22 protein-coding genes are annotated in these 19,741 nt (G+C 58.5%); 14 read left to right on the forward strand and 8 right to left on the reverse strand.

Features of this window, described 5'->3' with window-relative positions; genetic code table 11:
• Positions 1-11: 11 nt before the first annotated feature.
• Complete coding sequence (locus FHT78_RS10650) at positions 12-893, reverse strand: AraC family transcriptional regulator (protein ID WP_183743241.1); 882 nt, start codon at positions 891-893, stop codon at positions 12-14.
• A gap of 212 nt (positions 894-1,105) precedes the next feature.
• Between FHT78_RS10650 and FHT78_RS10655 the strand changes: the two genes are divergently transcribed.
• Complete coding sequence (locus FHT78_RS10655; RefSeq protein ID WP_183743243.1) at positions 1,106-1,945, forward strand: oxidoreductase; 840 nt, start codon at positions 1,106-1,108, stop codon at positions 1,943-1,945.
• Between the two features lie 76 nt (positions 1,946-2,021).
• On the opposite strand, the gene FHT78_RS10660 is transcribed toward FHT78_RS10655, so the two are convergent.
• Together FHT78_RS10660 and FHT78_RS10665 are read right to left on the reverse strand one after the other, a co-directional pair.
• Positions 2,022-2,312, reverse strand: coding sequence for a hypothetical protein (locus tag FHT78_RS10660; RefSeq protein WP_183743246.1), 291 nt, complete (start codon positions 2,310-2,312; stop codon positions 2,022-2,024).
• Positions 2,313-2,409: 97 nt separating this feature from the next.
• Complete coding sequence (locus FHT78_RS10665; protein ID WP_183743248.1) at positions 2,410-2,682, reverse strand: usg protein; 273 nt, start codon at positions 2,680-2,682, stop codon at positions 2,410-2,412.
• A gap of 281 nt (positions 2,683-2,963) precedes the next feature.
• Here FHT78_RS10665 and groES point away from each other — a divergent pair, with 281 nt between their 5' ends.
• The 4 genes from groES (at position 2,964) to FHT78_RS10685 (ending at position 8,782) form a co-directional block, all read left to right on the forward strand.
• Entirely contained in the window at positions 2,964-3,278 is a 315-nt protein-coding gene (gene groES, locus FHT78_RS10670) for a co-chaperone GroES (protein WP_183743250.1), read from the forward strand.
• A gap of 51 nt (positions 3,279-3,329) precedes the next feature.
• Positions 3,330-4,958 (forward strand): chaperonin GroEL, encoded by a 1,629-nt coding sequence (groL, locus tag FHT78_RS10675; RefSeq protein ID WP_183743252.1) that lies wholly within the window; start codon positions 3,330-3,332, stop codon positions 4,956-4,958.
• A 503-nt stretch (positions 4,959-5,461) separates the two neighbouring features.
• On the forward strand, positions 5,462-6,556 hold the full coding sequence (locus FHT78_RS10680) for a glycosyltransferase family 4 protein (RefSeq protein ID WP_183743254.1): 1,095 nt from the start codon (positions 5,462-5,464) through the stop codon (positions 6,554-6,556).
• Positions 6,557-6,577: 21 nt separating this feature from the next.
• Positions 6,578-8,782, forward strand: coding sequence for an amylo-alpha-1,6-glucosidase (locus FHT78_RS10685; protein WP_183743256.1), 2,205 nt, complete (start codon positions 6,578-6,580; stop codon positions 8,780-8,782).
• Positions 8,783-8,820: 38 nt separating this feature from the next.
• Here FHT78_RS10685 and FHT78_RS10690 read toward each other — a convergent pair whose 3' ends face one another.
• Complete coding sequence (locus tag FHT78_RS10690; RefSeq protein ID WP_183743258.1) at positions 8,821-9,042, reverse strand: hypothetical protein; 222 nt, start codon at positions 9,040-9,042, stop codon at positions 8,821-8,823.
• Between the two features lie 214 nt (positions 9,043-9,256).
• On the opposite strand from FHT78_RS10690, the gene FHT78_RS10695 reads away from it, so the two are divergent.
• The 3 genes from FHT78_RS10695 (at position 9,257) to FHT78_RS10705 (ending at position 10,935) form a co-directional block, all read left to right on the forward strand.
• Positions 9,257-9,733, forward strand: a complete 477-nt coding sequence (locus FHT78_RS10695; protein ID WP_183743519.1) for an Hsp20 family protein — start codon at positions 9,257-9,259, stop codon at positions 9,731-9,733.
• Positions 9,734-9,783: 50 nt separating this feature from the next.
• On the forward strand, positions 9,784-10,293 hold the full coding sequence (locus FHT78_RS10700; protein WP_183743260.1) for an Hsp20/alpha crystallin family protein: 510 nt from the start codon (positions 9,784-9,786) through the stop codon (positions 10,291-10,293).
• 264 nt (positions 10,294-10,557) lie between these two features.
• Positions 10,558-10,935 (forward strand): hypothetical protein, encoded by a 378-nt coding sequence (locus tag FHT78_RS10705; RefSeq protein WP_183743262.1) that lies wholly within the window; start codon positions 10,558-10,560, stop codon positions 10,933-10,935.
• 49 nt (positions 10,936-10,984) lie between these two features.
• Here the strand turns inward: FHT78_RS10705 and FHT78_RS10710 are convergent, their stop codons facing one another.
• The 3 genes from FHT78_RS10710 to FHT78_RS10720 all read right to left on the reverse strand — a co-directional run bounded on the left by FHT78_RS10710 (position 10,985) and on the right by FHT78_RS10720 (position 12,992).
• A complete protein-coding gene (locus FHT78_RS10710) occupies positions 10,985-11,371 on the reverse strand; it encodes a hypothetical protein (protein ID WP_183743264.1) in 387 nt (128 codons plus the stop codon).
• Positions 11,372-11,404: 33 nt separating this feature from the next.
• Complete coding sequence (locus FHT78_RS10715) at positions 11,405-11,830, reverse strand: DUF309 domain-containing protein (protein WP_246715229.1); 426 nt, start codon at positions 11,828-11,830, stop codon at positions 11,405-11,407.
• Positions 11,831-12,071: 241 nt separating this feature from the next.
• Positions 12,072-12,992: an MYG1 family protein gene (locus FHT78_RS10720; protein WP_183743266.1), complete on the reverse strand. Its 921-nt coding sequence runs from the start codon at positions 12,990-12,992 to the stop codon at positions 12,072-12,074.
• A gap of 461 nt (positions 12,993-13,453) precedes the next feature.
• On the opposite strand from FHT78_RS10720, the gene FHT78_RS10725 reads away from it, so the two are divergent.
• Together FHT78_RS10725 and FHT78_RS10730 are read left to right on the forward strand one after the other, a co-directional pair.
• Complete coding sequence (locus tag FHT78_RS10725) at positions 13,454-13,654, forward strand: DUF4167 domain-containing protein (RefSeq protein WP_183743268.1); 201 nt, start codon at positions 13,454-13,456, stop codon at positions 13,652-13,654.
• The gene (locus tag FHT78_RS10730; RefSeq protein WP_183743270.1) at positions 13,651-14,676 is read left to right on the forward strand and encodes a fatty acid desaturase; all 1,026 of its coding nucleotides are present in this window, start codon (positions 13,651-13,653) and stop codon (positions 14,674-14,676) included. Before FHT78_RS10725 ends, FHT78_RS10730 begins: the two co-directional genes overlap by 4 nt.
• A 27-nt stretch (positions 14,677-14,703) precedes the next feature.
• On the opposite strand, the gene FHT78_RS10735 is transcribed toward FHT78_RS10730, so the two are convergent.
• Positions 14,704-15,507 carry a helix-turn-helix transcriptional regulator gene (locus tag FHT78_RS10735; protein ID WP_183743272.1) on the reverse strand — a complete coding sequence of 268 codons (804 nt, stop codon included), beginning with the start codon at positions 15,505-15,507 and terminating at the stop codon, positions 14,704-14,706.
• Positions 15,508-15,699: 192 nt separating this feature from the next.
• On the opposite strand from FHT78_RS10735, the gene FHT78_RS10740 reads away from it, so the two are divergent.
• The 4 genes from FHT78_RS10740 (at position 15,700) to FHT78_RS10755 (ending at position 19,737) form a co-directional block, all read left to right on the forward strand.
• On the forward strand, positions 15,700-16,791 hold the full coding sequence (locus FHT78_RS10740; RefSeq protein ID WP_183743274.1) for an ABC transporter ATP-binding protein: 1,092 nt from the start codon (positions 15,700-15,702) through the stop codon (positions 16,789-16,791).
• Positions 16,792-16,813: 22 nt separating this feature from the next.
• Complete coding sequence (locus tag FHT78_RS10745) at positions 16,814-17,977, forward strand: spermidine/putrescine ABC transporter substrate-binding protein (RefSeq protein WP_183743276.1); 1,164 nt, start codon at positions 16,814-16,816, stop codon at positions 17,975-17,977.
• Between the two features lie 81 nt (positions 17,978-18,058).
• The gene (locus FHT78_RS10750; protein WP_183743278.1) at positions 18,059-18,925 is read left to right on the forward strand and encodes an ABC transporter permease; all 867 of its coding nucleotides are present in this window, start codon (positions 18,059-18,061) and stop codon (positions 18,923-18,925) included.
• Positions 18,925-19,737, forward strand: coding sequence for an ABC transporter permease (locus FHT78_RS10755; protein ID WP_183743279.1), 813 nt, complete (start codon positions 18,925-18,927; stop codon positions 19,735-19,737). The genes FHT78_RS10750 and FHT78_RS10755 overlap by 1 nt, the downstream gene beginning before the upstream one ends.
• Positions 19,738-19,741 lie beyond the last annotated feature (4 nt).

Raw genomic sequence — 19,741 nt, forward strand, 5'->3', positions numbered from 1 at the left:
CGCACGTATCGTCATATTGTCCTGACGAGGCGAGCGGCATCAGACGCCGGAGGCGCCCCGAACATTCGCTTGTAGTCTCTGCTAAATTGCGATTGGCTGTCATAGCCTACCGCGACGCCCGCCGTGCCGGCCGCAGCGCGTTCTGAAATCAGCATACGTCTTGCCTCCTGCAGGCGCACCTGAGTTCGGTACTGTATCGGCGTCATCAATGTGACGGCTTTGAAATGGCGGTGGAAGGACGTGACGCTCATCCCTGCCATTTCGGAAAGTTCCTCGATCCTCATGGGCTCCTTGTAGTTCGCCTTGATCCAACTCGTTGCTTTTCCAATCTGCCACAGGTGGGAGCCGCTCCAGGCGAATTGGCCGAGCCTCTCGCTAAGACCGGTCCGCGCAAGCCGATAATGGATCTCTTGAACGATCAAGGGCCGGATAAATTCAACCTCGTCCGGGTTGTCCAGCAAATTCAGCAATCTCGCGAAAGGCTCAAGCAGCGATCTTGTAAGCTCGGAAGCGATAATGCCGGCCGGAGGGCTGGTCGGCGTCTGATGCGGTGGAAGGCGTTGCAGGACATCGGCAAGCATCGTCCGGTCGAGGTCCAAAGTGAGGGCAAGGTGAGACTTTCCGTTATCGGCTTTGAACACCTGTGATGCGACAGGTAAATCGACGGTGACGAGCAGGAATGTCGATTGGTCCACGTGAAACCGCTCGTGGCCGAGACTAACTGTCTTGCCTCCCCGCAAGATGATGCACACCCGTGGATGATAAAAAGCGTGGATCGGATTGATGCTTGTCTGCATCTGGTGGAGCACAAGACCCGGAATGATTGTCGGCGTACGCAGCTTATCGGCGTGACACTCGACGATGCCGCACATCGTTTCAACGATTTGTTTCACGATCATCTCCATTGCTCCGTGTCTGATACGTACTTTCCGATACGGAAAGGCTGGAGCGGACTGCTTGGCAGGATGGTGCAAAATATTGGCATGATTGCCGTAGTTTCAAAGGGGGCTTGTTGCCAAATTCAGCGGCGTTCAGCTTCGCAGGCGGTGGCGTTACGGTTCCTGTCTGCCGAGCCAAGGAAGTTTGAAACAGGAAAGGCAATCCCATGTCACAGAAGATTTGGTTCATAACCGGCTGCTCGACCGGTTTTGGTTACGAGCTTGCCAAGCAGGTGCTGGAGCGCGGCGATCGCGCTGTGCTAACCGCTCGCCGCCCGGAAAATCTCGAAGACCTCGTTGGAAGATATGACGGCAACGCTATCGCGCTGCCACTCGACGTAACCGATGAGAAGGCAGTCGAGACGGCCGTTTCCGGCGCCGAAGCGCACTTTGGTCATATCGACGTGCTGGTGAACAATGCTGGCTACGGCTACTTCTCCGCCATCGAAGAAGGCGAAGACGCCGAAATTCGCCGTCAGTTCGAAACCAACGTCTTCGGCCTCTATTCAGTGACACGAAAGGCCCTGCCCCGGATGCGCGCTCGCCGAAACGGTCACATCATCAACATATCCTCGGTTGGTGGTCTGATGGCGTTTCCGGCGACCGGTTATTATCATGCCAGCAAGTTCGCCGTTGAGGGGTTTTCGGAATCTCTGTCGCAGGAAGTCGGGCCGCTCGGCATCAAGGTGACAATCGTGGAACCAGGCGGCTTTCGAACGGATTGGGCTGGTCGCTCCATGATCGAATCCAAGACCGTGATCGACGATTACGCCGAAACAGCGGGCGCCCGACGCAGGGCCGCGCGTGAATATTCAGGCAAACAGCCGGGCGATCCAGTTCGCGGCGCGGCGGCCATAATCAAGGCAGTCGACGCAGCCGAGCCTCCTCTCCGGCTCCTCCTCGGTTCGGATGCATATAAGCTCGCGCAGGGACGCCTGGAGGTTCTGCGGAAGAATTTCGACGCCTGGCAACACGTGACTGTTAGCACGGACTTTCCGCAGAACTAAATTACGACAACATTCGGCCGGCGTCATAGACGCCGGCCGATTTTGGGGCTCGCTCCACCCCATACGCCACAATTCGCTAGTGAACGGCCATGCTCACCAATCTATAGGGGTGGGCGGCTTTGAATTCTGAAAGCATTGTCGTTGCCTGCTGCAGCACGCGCTCAGCATTTCGAACGTCATCGCGCGCAAGCTCGTCGGCGTTGATCCGGATTGCCGCGGCCATGTTGTTGGATAGCACCGCAAAATGCTTGTTGCCTTCGACAAAGGCCTCCCGTGCTGTGTCCTCCAGAATCCGCGCGATATCGATGAGGGTCTCTTCGCGTTCCTCAACGCTAAGGTTCTTGATGACACTGATCTTCTCTTCCACGTTCCGTCACCCATTCCAAAAAGACATGAGATAGCGACCGAACTCATCGGCTTCGGTCGCAAGAAGAGCTAGGAAGATAAAAATCCAGTTTCAAGTCTCAGTGCAGCTTGAACTCGCCTTCGACACGGCGCCATTCGTTCGGCCCTATCAGGCGCTGGTGGGAATAGCGGACCGAATGCAGCGGCCCATCGAGATTGGTTTGCCAGAAATCCAGAAACTTATGCATCTCAGGGAAATCCGGCGCAAGATCGTAATCCTGCCAGACGTAGGTCTGCAGAAGTGATTCAAAATCGGGAATGCGGTAGAGAATGTGAGCGGTGGTGAGCCCGTAGCCATTCAATTGACGTTCGAGATCCGATGAAAATCGCATGCTTCATCTCCGTTTCATGACAGTCAAAAGGTGGCGCAATTTTTTGCGGCCATCAACGGAATTGTGAACGTCTGATTCAGGTTTTCTGTTCCTTTCCAGTGTGTTAGCAGCCAGTAAGTGCGAGTGCTAATTTTTTTCATTCGCCCTCTTGAAATCGAAAAAATGCAAAACCAGATCATTTTGCGCAAAACGCTCGACCGAGGTCTTTGCACCCGCCCGGACTGGTCATCCGGTCCGGCCAGGGGAACAACATCATCATTGTTTGTCCATCGGAGGAAAACATGTCGTTCCGACCGCTTCATGATCGCATTCTCGTCCGCCGTGTCGAATCGGAAGAAAAGACCAAAGGCGGCATCATCATCCCCGACACCGCCAAGGAAAAACCGCAGGAAGGCGAGGTAATCGCCGTCGGCTCCGGCGCGCGCAACGATGCCGGCCAGATCCAGGCGCTCGACGTCAAGGTCGGCGATCGCATTCTATTCGGCAAATGGTCCGGCACCGAGATCAAGATCAATGGGGAAGACCTTCTGATCATGAAGGAAAGCGATGTCATGGGCGTCATCGAAGCCCAGGCCGAGCACAAAAAGGCGGCCTAAGGCGCTTTCCAACCATCAGTCAAATAGCTGCCTATCAAAGGAGTGAAGAAAATGGCTGCAAAAGAAGTCAAGTTCCATACCGATGCCCGTGATCGCATGCTGCGAGGGGTCGATGTGCTGGCTAATGCGGTAAAGGTCACGCTCGGCCCGAAAGGGCGGAATGTGGTTATCGACAAGTCCTTCGGCGCGCCGCGCATCACCAAGGACGGTGTTTCGGTCGCCAAGGAAATCGAACTTGAAGACAAGTTCGAAAACATGGGCGCGCAGATGCTGCGCGAAGTCGCCTCCAAAACCAACGATCTTGCCGGTGACGGCACCACGACCGCCACGGTTCTCGCACAGGCCATCGTCAAGGAAGGCGCCAAGGCTGTCGCCTCCGGTATGAACCCGATGGACCTCAAGCGCGGTATCGACCTTGCCGTCGATGCGGTCGTTAGGGAACTGAAGGCAAACGCGCGCAAGATCTCGAACAACTCCGAGATCGCCCAGGTCGGCACCATCTCCGCCAATGGCGATGCCGAGATCGGCCGTTATCTCGCCGAGGCCATGGAAAAAGTCGGCAACGAAGGTGTGATCACGGTCGAAGAAGCCAAGACCGGTGAAACCGAACTCGAAGTCGTCGAAGGCATGCAGTTCGACCGCGGCTATCTCAGCCCATACTTCGTCACCAATGCCGACAAGATGCGGGTCGAATTCGAGGAACCCTATATCCTTATCCACGAGAAGAAGCTGTCGAACCTGCAATCGCTGCTTCCGATCCTCGAAGCTGTCGTCCAGTCGGGAAAGCCGCTCCTCATTATCGCTGAAGACGTCGAAGGCGAAGCTCTTGCTACGCTCGTCGTCAACAAGCTGCGCGGCGGCCTGAAGATTGCTGCCGTCAAGGCTCCGGGCTTCGGCGATCGCCGCAAAGCAATGCTCGAAGACATCGCTATCCTGACGGGCGGCACGGTCATCTCCGAAGACCTCGGCATCAAGCTCGAGAACGTCACGCTCAATATGCTTGGCCGCGCTAAGAAGGTGGCGATCGAGAAGGAGAACACGACCATCATCGACGGCGTCGGATCGAAGGCCGAAATCGACGGTCGCGTTGCCCAGATCAAGGCCCAGATCGAAGAAACCACCTCCGACTACGACCGCGAAAAGCTGCAGGAACGTCTTGCCAAGCTCGCTGGCGGCGTTGCCGTCATCCGCGTCGGCGGTTCGACGGAAGTCGAGGTGAAGGAAAAGAAGGATCGCGTCGACGACGCGCTGCATGCAACCCGTGCGGCTGTCGAGGAAGGCATTTTGCCGGGTGGCGGTGTTGCGCTGCTGCGTGCCGTCAGGGCCCTCGACAATCTACCCACAGCCAACGACGATCAGCGTGTCGGCGTCGATATCGTCCGCCGCGCGATTGAGTCGCCTGCCCGCCAGATTGCCGAAAACGCCGGTGCAGAAGGTTCGGTGATCGTTGGCAAGCTGCGTGAGAAGACTGACTTCTCCTACGGTTGGAACGCCCAGACCGGGGAATACGGCGACCTCTATGCGCAAGGCGTCATCGATCCGGCCAAGGTCGTGCGTACCGCGCTTCAGGATGCCGCTTCGGTTGCCGGCCTGCTGGTAACGACGGAAGCCATGATCGCCGAAAAACCCAAGAAAGATGCCGCGCCGGCCATGCCCGCCGGCCCCGGTATGGACTTCTAAAGCGATTGCGGAGGTCCGCGCCGTCTGCCGGGGCGGACCTCCCACATGCATCGAAACCAACCAAGTTCCATCGGTCGAGATCAATGGAGCCAGGCGATGAGAAAGGAAGATATAAACAGACCGATAGGGCGGAAAACCGCGACAGTGATCGGTACCGCGTATCCGCTTAACCCGACTATGCATGTCGAGGCCCCTGCCGAGGCGTTTGCTGACGCCGGCAATGATGCGAAACGGTCCGTACTCGCTTCATGGGCACCCGAGAAGAACGATCGCCTATCTCAAGGGATAATTTCATCCCATTTCTTCGACATCCAAAGGCCTCGTCGGGGGAACCCGCTGCGAGTTCGCGGGTTAGGTAGCCCTGGCCTGTGCAGCTACCGGAAAGGAGGATGTCGCCGACAATCATTCGAAACCTAGACATCCTATCCGGCCGCTGCGTGCCTTTAAGGATGCAGAGGCGGTTCTTTCCCGAGGACTCTTTGCTCAATTGAGGAGGTTTGCCGATGAAGATCGCTCAGATCGCACCGCTCGCCGAAAGCGTTCCGCCCAAGCTTTACGGGGGGACCGAGCGGATTGTCTCTTATCTCACCGAAGAACTTGTCGCCCAAGGCCATGACGTCACGCTTTTCGCCAGCGGCGATTCGATCACCAACGCCAAGCTCGTGGCGTGCTCGGATGTCGCGCTCAGGCTCAACCCGGCGGTCAGGGACCACCTGCCGCATCAGGTTGTGATGCTGGAGGAGATCCGCAGGCGCGCACACGAGTTCGACGTCCTGCATTTTCATATCGATCTCCTGCATTTCCCGCTGATCCGGGACTTCGCCGATCGTACGGTCACCACGCTGCATGGGCGTCTCGACCTGCCTGATCTCAAGCCCTTCTACGAGGCTTTTGCCGATACTCCCCTCGTCTCGATCTCCAATGATCAGCGCCGCCCGATGCCGCCGGTCAGATGGTCTGGAACAGTTTATCATGGCCTGCCTCGCGACCTGCTGCCGTTCACGGAAAAGCCGAAAGGTAATTACCTTGCCTTCCTCGGTCGCATATCTCCCGAAAAACGACCGGACCGTGCCATCCAGATCGCCGCAAAGGTCGGTATGCCGCTGAAAATGGCAGCCAAGATCGACAATGCCGACAAAGCCTATTGGCAAACCGTTATCGAGCCTATGGTCAAAAGCCATCCGAACGTCGAATTCATCGGCGAGATTAACGAGCATCAGAAGGCAGCCTTCCTCGGCAATGCCGGCGCGCTGCTCTTCCCGATCGACTGGCCGGAGCCCTTCGGGCTGGTCATGATCGAAGCCATGGCGTGCGGCACGCCGGTTATTGCCTTCCGTTGCGGTTCCGCTCCTGAAGTGATCGACGAAGGCGTCTCGGGTGTGCTGGTCGACAGTGTTCAGGAAGCCGCAGAAAATATCGAATGGCTGCTGCGGCTTGATCGTCGTAAGGTCCGAGCAGCCTTTGAGAAGCGTTTCACAGCCGAACGGATGGCGCGGGACTATCTCGGCATCTACCACGACCTGCCGGGCGTTCGTACCAGGGCCGCGTCTGTTCGCCGGGCGAACGGCCAGTCGCTCGACCTGAAAGTCGTTGCCTAACCGCACGGAGGAGCCATTTCGATGGTTGCAACAGGCAGTAATCCGGCCGTTACATGGGCGAGCCCGTCAGCGCCGATCGCACAGTTTTTTATTCCTGCGACAGCATCTCTGCAGGAGAGGCGACCCCGCACCCTTAAACACGGCGACACCTTCGCCGTCTTCGATCACAACGGCGACGTGCTTTCCGGGCCTGGCAGCCCGGAAGGCCTGTTTCACGGGGATACACGCTATCTCTCGCATCTCTATCTGACGATCAACGGCAAGCGACCAATGCTGTTGTCGTCGACTCTGCGCGACGACAACGCTACCCTGAGGTGCGACCTGACCAATCCCGATCACTTCGACGACAAGGGCAAGCTCACGCTTGGCCATGACCTGATCCATCTGCGCAGGACCCGCTTCCTCTGGAATGCGGGCTGCTACGAGCGGCTGACGGTCAAGAACTATGACGAGCGACCGCAGCATGTCCGGATAGAGATCGGATTTGGAGCTGATTTCGCTGATTTGTTCGAGGTGCGGGGAACGGTAAGGGCTAGGAGGGGACGACATCTTCCAGCTATCACGGAGCGGGATGCGATCCTGCTCTCCTATATAGGCTTGGACAACCGGAAACGGTCGACGCGGCTATCCTTCGATCCGCAGCCGTACCAACTTGGCAGCGATCATGTCGTCTATGATCTTTTCCTAGCGCCACACGAGACGCGGTCGCTGTTTATAGAGATCGGTTGCGACCGGACGGCGACCCAACACCGCGGCCACCGTTCCTTCTTCTTTGCCCTGCGGGATGCTCGCCGGGCATTGCGCGCCTCGTCCTCACGCGCGGCTTCGATTGCAACATCAAACGGGATCTTCAACGAGGTCGCGCGTCGCAGCATTGCCGACCTCTACATGCTGATGACCGACAAGCCTGAAGGGCCATATCCGTATGCCGGGATCCCCTGGTTCAGTACGGTCTTCGGGCGCGACGCCATCATTACCGCTCTTGAGATGCTTTGGCTCGATCCCCAGATCGCCCGCGGCGTTCTTGGACATCTCGCAATCAACCAGGCGACGGAGATCGACCCCGCCTCCGACGCCGAGCCAGGGAAAATTCTGCATGAGGTCCGCGCCGGAGAAATGGCTGAACTACGCGAAGTTCCTTTCCGCCGCTATTATGGCAGCATCGATTCTACTCCGCTCTTCGTAATGCTCGCCGGCGAATATGTCAGGCGGACCGGCGATGTCGCCACTGTCTCTCGTCTTCTGCCGCATATCGAGGCGGCGCTCGCCTGGATCGACGAGCACGGAGATCGCGATGGCGACGGCTTCGTCGAATATGGGCGCTTGACCGAAGAAGGCCTAGTCAATCAGGCCTGGAAGGACAGCCACGACTCCGTTTTCCATGCCGACGGCGCATTGGCGAAGGGACCGATCGCCATCGCCGAGGTGCAGGCCTATGTCTATGGCGCTTGGCAGGCGGCAGCCGAAATCTTCCGGCTGCTCGACCGGTCGGAGCGGGCTGCAAGCTTCCTTGCCCGGGCAGAAGGCTTGCGCCGCGCCTTCGATGCCTCCTTTTTCGATGAAGAACTCGGCACCTATGTGCTGGCGCTCGATGCAGACAAGCAGCCTTGCAGGGTCCGCTCCTCCAACGCCGGCCATGCGCTGTTTACCGGTATCGCCTATCCCGAAAGGGCTGTAAAGGTGGCCCGCACGCTGATGGGTGCCTCCTCCTTCAGCGGTTGGGGCATCCGCACCATCCCCTCGACCGAGGCGCGCTACAATCCCATGAGCTACCACAACGGCTCGATCTGGCCGCATGATAATGCCATGATTGCCAGCGGGCTTGCCCGCTACGGTTACCGCACTGAGGCTGCCCGGATCTTCGAGGGCCTTTTCGCCGCATCGACCTATATCGAGCTGCGGCGGCTTCCAGAACTCTTTTGCGGCTTTGCGCGTCGGCGGGCACAGGGGCCGACCTTCTATCCGGTTGCCTGCTCTCCCCAGGCGTGGGCAGCCGCAGCACCCCTCTCGCTGCTGCAATCCTGCCTAGGGCTCGATTTCGATCCGAACGCTCTGCAGATCAGTTTTCTTGAGCCAGAGCTGCCCTCTTTCCTGGATGAAGTGCTCTTGCGGCATCTATCTATCGGCAACGGCTCGGCTGATGTCGCCATCCGCCGCTCCGGTCGCCAAGTGGTGGTCGATGTCGTCGAACGCAGGGGCGACGTGCGGGTGCTTACAATAGTGTAGATGAACCACGATCTTCGGAAGGCTGGTGTCTGCCTTCCCTATTCCAGTTCCTCTTCATCCGACGTCAGCAGATCCACGAGCGCAGCAACCCTGCCCGTAGCCAAGCGCCGCCCTTGGCCTATCAGGGCCTCGTCATTGCTGGCCCACGCAAATGCCTCAGCGAGTTCAGCCTGCGTTGCACCAGTCGCGATGACCTCGGCTACAAGTGCTTTATCGACAGGGCCAAGCACGGCGATGACATCGTCTGAAGTCATTGTCATATCCACTGCTCCTCTGTTAGCTACTTACGCTCGGATGTGGTGACACTGCCCTAAAAATCAATTTTTTATCGAAGAATTCCGGTCCCTTGAAACAGCAAGTCACTGAATTATATTAGCATTGTCGGTCGCCAAAAGGAACCGGCACAAGTCCAGGAGACGCCTGTCGCTCTTGGCGTCTCCTTGTATCCATGTTGCTTATAAGGAGGATATGGCTATGAGGACAAACCTCGATTTCTCTCCCCTCTTCCGGTCAAGCGTCGGCTTCGACCGAATGTTGACTGCGCTCGAAACAGCAAGCCGCATCGACACCATCGACAACTGGCCGCCTTACGATATCGTCAAGACGAGCGAGGATGACTATCGCATCGCAATGGCGGTCGCGGGCTTCTCGCAGAACGAGCTGACAATGACACAAGAGCAGAACATGCTCGTGGTTTCTGGTCAGAAGGTGAATTCCGAGGAGGTGAAATATTTGCACCGCGGTATCGCCGGGCGGAGCTTTCAGCGCCGGTTTGAGCTCGCCGACCATGTAAAGGTCGTGACCGCAGGTCTCGTCAATGGTCTGCTGACCATCGATCTCAAGCGCGAAATCCCTGAAGAGATGAAGCCACGTCAGATCGAGATCAAGACCGACCAGGCGCTGCCCAAGGCCGAGACAAAACAGATCGACGCTGAGAAACAAGCGGCTTGAGCCTTCCGCCGACGGGAGAGCTGTGCCCAATCAACAGAAAGGAGAAAATTATGAGTGTCCGTGATCTCATTCCCTGGAGCCGCAACACCGGCAACCAGGTTCCCAGCCTGTTTCGCGACGACGATCGCGATCCTTTTTTATCGTTGCATCGCGAGGTAAACCGGCTGTTCGATGACGTCTTCCGTGGCTTCGGTTCCGGCTTGCCGTCTCTGAGTGGCACGACAGGCTTTGGCGGCGGATGGCCGACCGTCGAGATCTCCGATAGCGAGAAGGAGATCAAGGTGACGGCTGAAGTGCCCGGGCTTGAGGAGAAGGACATTGAAGTCCTGCTCAGCGACGGCGTGCTGACGTTGAAAGGCGAAAAGCAGTCGGAAACCGAGGACAAGGACCGTCGATTCTCTGAGCGCTATTACGGTCGCTTCGAGCGCCGCATTCCGCTCGGCGTCGAGGTCAAGGAAGATAATATCGATGCCCGGTTCAAGAACGGCGTGCTGACGGTGACCTTGCCGAAAACCGAGAAGGCGCAGTCGCAGGTCAAGCGCATCGCCATCAAGAGCTGATCGAAACGACTTTGCTGGCGGCGTGCCTTACGGCAGCCGCCGGCGTCATCGTCCCGATTCGGGAAGACCTATCTTGCCTGAAGAATGAACAGCGCGATCCGCCTGCACGCCGAAATTCAGGCCCGAGGCCATGTGGACAGGAATATTCCATGGATAGAGCCTTGCCGTGCTCGTAAAGCAACGCCTACGTCGTTATTCGTGTGGCTGCGGGTATTGCGATCGACGAACCCGACATTGGACAAATCCATTGCGAAGGAGTCAGCTGTGGCCAATCTTCCCGATATGACGAAACACCGCGGCTTTCCATCGGGTATGCCGGGGAGCGGCATTCAATTCACCATTCGCCGCGCCAACCCAAAGGGTGTGACGCCGATTAAGGCTCTGCCTCGTCGCGCCCGGCCAGGCACCGCTGAACACCGAGTCGACGCAGCTTTCCTGCATGCGCTTTGGCATTATTTCGGGGCGGAACCCTTCGAGCGCGGCAATCTGGACGCGGCTCGGCTCAACCTGCTCTTTGGACGAGAAGTGGTGGCTGTCGACAAGGATTTCGACCCGATGTCCTATGCGGCAATGCTGATCATCAACGAGAAAGTGGCACGTCAGAGTTTCCCGGAAGCGTTTGAAGACGTGATGGAAGTTTGATGAGAGGCTGATGATGGACGCTGTCGGTCGGCTCTCGCCGATCGGCGAGCTAGTCTCCCGTTTCAATGTCCACTTCATAGTCGTCAAGCGTATGCTGAACGGCCTTATTTCCAGCATAGACGCGCTTCAGTCGGGCAAGTTCTGCATCGGTTCCGATGCAGAGTCGCTGCAGTTCCCTATCAATTTGCGTCCTGCGCTCCGCGTCGGAGGAATCTTCGCCGCGGTAATGATCGCATCCATTGCGCCGCTCCATAAAAGCGCGCACGTCCTCCGGCAGTTTTGACACATCTGCTTTCCCATCTGCAGCCAACGATGGCCCGCAGCACGAACTGGAGAATGCGAGAAGCAGGAGACCTTTTGCAATCACGCGTCTGACTATCATCAGGTTGAGGAATGCCATCATCATCGGAAAACCAGGCTCATAGCGATCGCCCATATGTTGTCTCAGCCAGAGCTGCCAATAAACCCTTTATGGCGCAAAGCTTAGTGGATCTCCAAGAATGAAATCATAGACTGGCTCCGGCTGTCCCGGCGTGGTCATCCGCAACACTGGCGCGGCCCTTGCCGATGCTTCCGCTTTATCGGCAAGCGTCGTCAGTGACATTCCGAGCGCCTGCGAAAAGGCGTCATGCGGGATTTTCGATAGCTGACGAAACAGTCCGGCAGCACGACCGGCATGACGCAGAGCCGGTGCGCGTTTGCCTTCGCGGGTCTTCACGCCGGCGGCGGAAAGCAGGATCAACCCCTTGAGCAAGGTGCGCAGCGCAGTGCCTCTTTCCGCGACGTGCCAGATCCCTTCCCAGGCCTCATGCGCTTCCCAGTAATAACCATGGTTGAAAAGATCCGCGCCCCACGCGAATTCGTCGGAATCGAGTGTGGGAAGAACTGGCTCCATCTCGACCCGATAACTATGTCCTGCCGGATCCCGCACAGGATGAGGCATCCGGCCTGGCAAATAGGCGTAACGCGGAAAGCTCCGCTGCGGCAGTAGACGAGGACGCTGCATAACCTGAACCGTCATCACGCCGAAAACGATGATCGCAAGCGAAGCTGTACGCAAGCCGCCAGACAAATCGCTTCATCGCACACCATTGGATCCTCACAAGCCCAAAGGGGCGTCGTTGATGCGTGACGTCCTACGATAGCGCCTGTTCTACGGCGATTTGTGCCATCGCAAATGCTGCTTCTCGAGTTTTTGCTGCCGCGACGAACAGACCCTTATGGCAGAAAGTCGCTCCTTCGACGCCGCAGATACGTTCGAGTTCATCGCCGGTCAGGCCCGCCCAAGATGCGGGCAGGTCGGCGCGCAGCTCGAAGCCTTCGTCAGCACGGCGGATACCGGTCACGCACCAATCGTTTTCCCGCGGGTGAACGACGAAAAGCAGATGATCGGCCTTGGCTCTTACGATCGCCGCGCGAAAAGGCATGCCCATCGGCAGTTCGAGGACGCGCCCCTCGCCTGTTTCGTCGATCGCCTTGAGAACGAGCGCTTCGGCACGCAGCTTGGCATCCTGCGTCGCGATACCGGCCTCGACGAAGCTTCGCGCGATCGAAAGGGCGGCATGGAACGCCCGGTCGTCGGCCTCGGGAATCTTGACATCGAAAACGGGTTTCAGAGTTTCCAGCAAGGCCGGCAGCGTAAGGCCGGCCAGCTCGCCTGCGATGGAAGGATCAAGCACACCATTGTCGGTCAGATCGACAGGCAAGACGAACTTGGCGTCGAAAGAGGCATGCACCGACGAAACATGCGCTTCGGGCACTCCCAGAGCTGCAAGATAATCAGTTCCATAGTGTTTCCAGACCAGACCGAAGGAACTGTAGGGCCGCCCGTCCTCACGCACGGGCGCACCACGCTGATGGTGGTCGAAGATGCCTGCGGCGGGATCATACCGCCCACCGACGTCGTAGATGATGCGATCGGTGGCCGGTGTGGTCCATTCGACATTTCGGCTGCGAATGATCTTGGCCTCAGGGAACAGTCGAGTCAGGATGACGCTCGAAAGCAGCTCATCGGCGTGGAAGCCGCCAGAATGCGTAACCAGGTATGAAGGGGTCATTGTCAGATGCGTCTCTCGGAACCGGGACTTTGTCGCTCGTCCTGATACCCTGCGTTGGTAGCGAGCTCAACAGCAGGTGCGGGAAGCGACAGAATTCTTTCGATCTGGATAGCTTGGAGGCTTCGCGGACGTGATGCAGCCACAATGCTACAGTAATGTCGTAAACATCCGAGGATATTGTATGCTCGATGATGCAGGCTCCGTTGCCCGATTGCCGACGCGCGCTTGCCACCTTCCCACCAGCGATTTGTAGCAGCCGCAATGGAGTATAGCTTCTGCGCGTGGATCTCATACAGACCAGATCAGAACAACCCCATCTGCCAGCGGAAACGCCGCCTCGCTGATCGCTAACGCAGCTTGCCGCAGTCTCCTAAGACAGCGCATCAGTTGCAAGCTGCGCAGAGCACTCAAGCAATCATTTTCAGACAATCAGGAGCGAACCCTCGTGGTTCGGATTTATCATGAATAATCACCATTTCGCCCACCCCAAAAGAAGTGCTACACCATCGAGGCAGCGCCTGCTGGATCGACACAAGCAATACCTTCAGTTTGCCGAGCTGAAATCTTTGGCCGGCGACCGGATCGGCGCAGAAAATGACTACCAGCATGCCGAACATTTCTTCCGCAGCGCTGCCCAACAGAAAGACGCCGACCGACTATGAACGCAACGATGACGGCCGGCCAAGACGCCGGTGCCGAAAAAGCCTGGCTCAAGATTCTTTCGAATTACCGAAAACCCAATACTGGCCGAAGCCTGTACGAACTGGCCGTGACGTTGATCCCGTTTATCCTTCTTTGGGCGGCAGCATGGGTCACGATCCACTTCGGCTATTGGCTCGGCTTAATCCTCGTCGTCCCGGCAGCCGGATTCCTGCTACGGCTCTTCATGCTACAACATGATTGCGGACACGGCTCGTTCTTCGGACGACGTCAGTGGGATGACTGGACGGGGCGCCTTATCGGCGTCCTCACACTCACCCCCTACGACTATTGGCGCCGTGCGCATGCGGAACACCATGCCTCAGCCGGCAATCTGGACGAGAGAGGTGTCGGTGATATCGCCACGCTGACGGTCGCGGAATATCGTGCCCTGACGCGTCGGGGAAAACTGGCCTACCGCCTCTATCGGCATCCGCTGGTCATGTTCGGCATTGGTCCTGCCTATCTTTTTCTCTTCAAACAGAGACTGCCGTTCGGTATGATGCGCTCCGGGGCGCTGCCCTGGGTTTCAACGATGGCGACCAACGCCGGCATCGCTGCGCTTGCCATTCTTCTCATCTGGGCCGTCGGCATCGTTCCCTTTCTGCTGATCCATCTGCCGATCGTTCTGCTTGCAGGAGCGGCGGGTGTCTGGCTGTTCTATGTCCAGCACCAATTCGAAGACACCCACTGGTCCACGCCTCCGGAATGGACGTTTCCCCATTCCGCCATGCATGGTGCCTCGCATTACGATCTGCCGCGCCCGCTGCGATGGATCACCGCCAATATCGGCATGCACCATGTCCACCATCTGTCGAGCCGAGTGCCGTTTTACAGGCTGCCGGAAGTGCTGCGTGACTATCCGGAGCTGGCGAAGCTTGGGCGCATCAATATGCGTGACAGCCTCGGCTGCGTGAAGCTCATCCTCTGGGATGAGACGGCACGACGGCTGATTTCGCTGCGTGAGGCAGAGGTAAGCGCCTGACGACTGTCCGGGTACGCACCCCAATCGTCAGCTCAGATTTTTCAGATAGAGCGAGAGCAATTGCGTCTGCGAGGAGATGCCGAGCTTGCGGTAGACGTTGCGGCGGTGGACCTTCACCGTTCCCGTCGAAATATTGAGCTTGAGACCGATCGATTCCGACGAATGGCCCTGTAACACCAGTTCGACGATTGCCGTTTCCCGACCCGTAAGGTTGAGATCGTGCCAGACGGTGTCAGCGCGTGGCATGACCTCGCTTTTACGGCGGCTTTTACCCCTTGCGGCAAGCTGGGCAACGAAGCGCGGCGCGAGCCCAGCCCAGTAATGTTTCACCATACTGGCCACGAGCGGCTCGACCTTTTTCAGCGTCGCGAATTCGGCGGTCGGAAAAACGCCGGTCCTTTCGCGCCGCATCAGCGACAACACGACAGTAATATCGCCATCGACGGGCACGAAGAAGCCGATTTCCTCGGCAAGTCCGGTCTGGACGTAATAGGTGCGGTAATATTCGCTGGAGAAGAACCTGTCCGGCGCCAGTTCGCGCATCCTGAAGACTCCTTCACGACGTTCTCGAGCGGTATGATAGAAGGGGTCGAGCAGATAAGGACCGGCCTGATAGAGTGTGACGAAAACAACGTGCTCCTCGCGGTCGAAGGTGCTGTAGAGATCGATCGGCCGCTCTTTGCCGCGATAGGCGAAGACGACGACATAGTCGAAGCGCACGAGCGCGGCCATCATCTGGCGGAAGGTGTCGCCGAAAGTGACATCGGTCATGGCGGCCTTGCCGACCGTTGCATTGAAGGCGGCAAACAGCGTTTCCAGGTCTATGCTCATCTAGCCCTTTCCCTCTGCCGTTCCACGCAAATTCGCGCAGACCGGATATACACCTTCCACGAAACGTTATGCGCCTAAATACCTCTCTCGGGGTATATACCGCGCAGGAAGCTCAGGCTTACTCTTTCCTTAACGACGGTGGCAATAAGGCAGCGACAGACTGCCACTCCGAACCAACCGCAGGGAACAGACGTGGCATCCGCTTCGACGAACGATATCGAGTTCCGTTCGGTCACGAAAAACTATGGCGCCGTGACCGCCGTGACGGACATCAACCTGACTGTACCGGAGGGAGCGTTCCTGGCGCTGCTCGGACCTTCCGGCTGCGGCAAGACGACCTGCCTGCGCATGATCGGCGGCTTCGAACAGCCGAGCGAAGGCACCGTGCTGATCGACGGGCGCGAGATGAACGGAGTTCCGGCCTATTGCCGCCCGGTCAACATGGTCTTCCAGCACTACGCGCTGTTCCCGCACTTCAACGTCGAGCAGAACGTCGCCTATGGGCTTAAGCAGATGCGACCGAAGATCGCGGCAAAGGAGATCGACCGGCGCGTCGCCGAGGCGCTCGAAATGGTCCGGCTCGGCGGTTTTGCCAAGCGGCGCATCCATGAAATGTCGGGTGGGCAACAACAACGTGTGGCGCTTGCCCGCGCCATCGTCAACCGCCCTTCGGTATTGCTGCTCGACGAACCTCTGGCGGCACTCGACAAGAAGCTGCGGTCGGCCATGCAGATCGAGCTGCAGACCCTGCAGCGCGAACTCGGCATCACTTTCGTCCTCGTCACCCACGACCAGGAAGAGGCGCTTTCGATGGCCGACGTCGTCTGCGTCATGAGTGCCGGGCGCATCCGTCAGCTCGGCAGCCCGCAGGAAGTTTACGACCGCCCTGCAGATCTTTTCGTCGCCGATTTTGTTGGCAAGACGAACCGTATCGCTGCGGCAATGGAAGCCGATGGTACGACGCTCAGGCTGGCGGATGGCTCAGCAATCGCCTCCGGCAAGCAGCTCGCGTCGGGCGAAGTCATCGCTGCTTTGCGCCCCGAGGCAATCCATCTGACGCGCAAAGCTGCGCCATCAGGCACGTCGTTCAAGGGAACCGTGACGCATCGCATCTTCCTCGGCTCGTCCGCGGAATATGCCGTCAACGTACCCGGGCTCGGCGATTTCCTGATCACGGTGGACCGCCGCAGCATGAACGAGAGTGATCTCGTGGAGCCAGGCGAGGAAGTTTTCCTCGGTTTCGACCCTGCCGCCATCCATGTCTTTCCAGCATCGAATGCATAAACCAAAACAAGGGAACAGCATCATGAGCAAGGATTATAAGGACAATCTGCCCATTTCCGCCGAAGGGTTCATGGACGAATTCATGCGCCTGAAGCGCGGTTCCGTCAGCCGCCGTCACTTCCTCGGGGTCACCGGCCTCGGTCTTGCGACCGCCGTACTGTCGCGCTTCCCGGGCGCACTGTCGACGCCTGCCTATGCGGCCGAAGATCTGGGCACGCAGATGTCGATCGCCACATGGCCGAACTATCACGACCCGGCAACCTTCGAGAATTTCAAGGCAGCAACCGGCGTTGCCGTCGAGGTCAACGTCTTCAGTTCGAACGAGGAAATGCTCGCAAAGCTACAGGCCGGCGCTTCCGGCTGGTCGCTCTTCGTGCCGACCAACTATACGATTTCGACACATCACAAACTCGGCCTGATCGACGAGCTCGACCTGTCGAAGATCCCGAATTTCAGCCAGGCAACCGAAAGCCCGCGCTTCACCAAGGAAGGCCAGATCGACGGCAAGACCTATGCCGTGCCGAAGAACTGGGGCACGACCGGGTTCTCTGTCAACACGTCCAAGATCAAGACCAAGCTTTCCAGCTGGAAGGACTTCTTCGAGATCGCCCAGACCGAAGCCGATGGCCGCGCCATGGTGCATGACTATCAGCTGACGACAATCGGCAGCGCGCTTGTCTCGCTCGGCTACGACTTCAATTCGATCAAGGCCGACGAACTTGCCAAGGCAGAAGAACTGCTGATCAAGGTCAAGCCGCATCTCTTCGCCATCAACTCCGACTACCAGCCGTCGATGCGTTCGACTGATGCATGGCTCACCATGTGCTGGACCAATGACGGGGCGCAGCTCAACCGCGACATGCCGGAACTTGCCTATATCCTCGGCACCGACGGCGGTGAAATCTGGACCGACTATTATGCGATTCCGAAGGATGCGCCCAACAAGGCCGCGGGTTACGCACTGCTCAACTATCTGATGGACCCGCAGAATGCGGTAAAGGAGCACATCGCCAACGGCGCGCCGACCACCGACAGCCGCGTCATCGCGCTGCTGCCCAAGGAGGTCACATCGAACAAGATCGTCTATCCGGACGAAGCAGCGCTCACGCCACTGGAATTCGGCGCCGCCGTGACACTCACCGATCCGGGTCGCGCGGAACTGATGGCGCGCTTCAAGTCGGCGTAAGTCTATCCTGCATCCCGGTTTCCCTAGCCCGCAGCGTGGAAGCCGGTTCAGCTTCGTGATCCGGTGGATGAAGACCAAGCCATGCCCCTGCCCCACGCCACCAAACGGCGCCTGATCACCGCGGCCCTCGTTGGCCCGGCCAGTGTCTGGCTGTTCGTCTTTTTGGTGCTGCCCTTCATCGCCATCATCGTCTTCGCCTTCGGCGAACGGGCGCCGGAAGGCGGCTATCAGGCGGCTTTCACCTTCGAACAGTTCGCCAATCTCGGCGCGCGCTCGGCCGCCTTCGTCAATACGCTCATCCTGGCGCCGATTGGGGCGGCTGCCTGCCTCATCGTCGCCTATCCGGTCGCCTATTACCTCGCAGTCAAGGCAAGCCCGCAGCGCCGGCTCCTTCTGGTCTCTCTTGTCGTCGTGCCCTTCTGGACCAGTCTGCTGGTGCGCACCTATGCCTGGATGTACCTTCTCGGCGCGCGCGGCATTCCGCACCTGCTCGAATTTGTCGGCATCGAAAATGTCAGGCTGATCAATACGCCCGGCGCCGTGCTGCTCGGCATCGTCTACGGTTACCTGCCGCTGATGATCATGCCGATCTATGTCAGCCTGGAAAAGCTGGATCGCCGGCTGCTCGAAGCCTCGGCCGACCTTGGCGCCAGACCATTCTCCACTTTTTTTGGCATCACCCTGCCCCTGTCGCTGCCGGGCGTGATGACCGGCGTTGCGCTGGTAACCATCCTGCTCCTCGGTGAATATCTGATCCCGCAGCTTCTCGGCGGCGGCAAAGTCTTCTTCATCGGCAATGCACTTGTCGATCTCTTCCTGCAGTCGCGCAACTGGCCTTTCGGATCGGCGATTGCCGTCACACTGGTTGCCGTCGTTGTCATCGTGCTGCTTGTCGCCATGCGCATTGCCTGGCGCATTGCCGGTACCCGGCAGGTGGATCTCATCTGATGCGCGCGCTCGTCACTTTCGTCTATCTGTTTCTCTACACGCCGATCGCGCTCGTCGTGCTGTTCTCCTTCAACGCGGGCCGCAATGCCAGCGAGTTCACTGGCTTCTCGACGCAATGGTATGGCCGGGCGCTGTCGAATACGTTCCTGATGGAAGCGTTGCGCAACAGCCTGATCATCGCGGTCACCAGTGCCGCGCTGGCAGCGATCTTCGGAACCATGGCTGCCATCGGCATGGAGCGGCTAGGCGCCCGGACGCGCGCCGTCTTCGACGGGCTCTTTGCAGCGGCGATCGTCGTGCCCGGTGTTGTCATTGGCATTGCAACACTCGTTGCCCTCGTCGAGGTCTTCGGCTTCATCAACCCCGTCATCGCCGCCCTTTGGCCGGGCGACCAGCCGCCGAAGCTCGCGCTCGGTTACGGCTCGATCATTGCCGCGCACGGTCTCTTCACCATGGCACTGGTGACGATGATCGTGAAAGCCCGCATCGCGAGCCTCGGACGTGATATCGTCGAGGCCTCCAGCGATCTCTACGCGACGCCATTCACAACATTCCGGCAGATCGTGCTGCCGCAGATCATGCCGTCGATCCTGGCGGGCTTCTTGCTGGCTTTCACCTTCTCGTTTGATGATTTCATCATCGCCTTCTTCGTGGCCGGCTCGAATACGACGCTGCCGATCTATGTCTTCGCCTCCATTCGCCGCGGCGTGACGCCTGAAATCAATGCGATCGCGACTATGGTGCTCGTCGCCTCGCTTGCCCTCATTCTCATCGCGCGTTTCCTGATGCGTGAAAAGACAACGACAAACTGACCGG

Source organism: Rhizobium sp. BK196, from assembly GCF_014193255.1.
GTDB lineage: Bacteria > Pseudomonadota > Alphaproteobacteria > Rhizobiales > Rhizobiaceae > Rhizobium.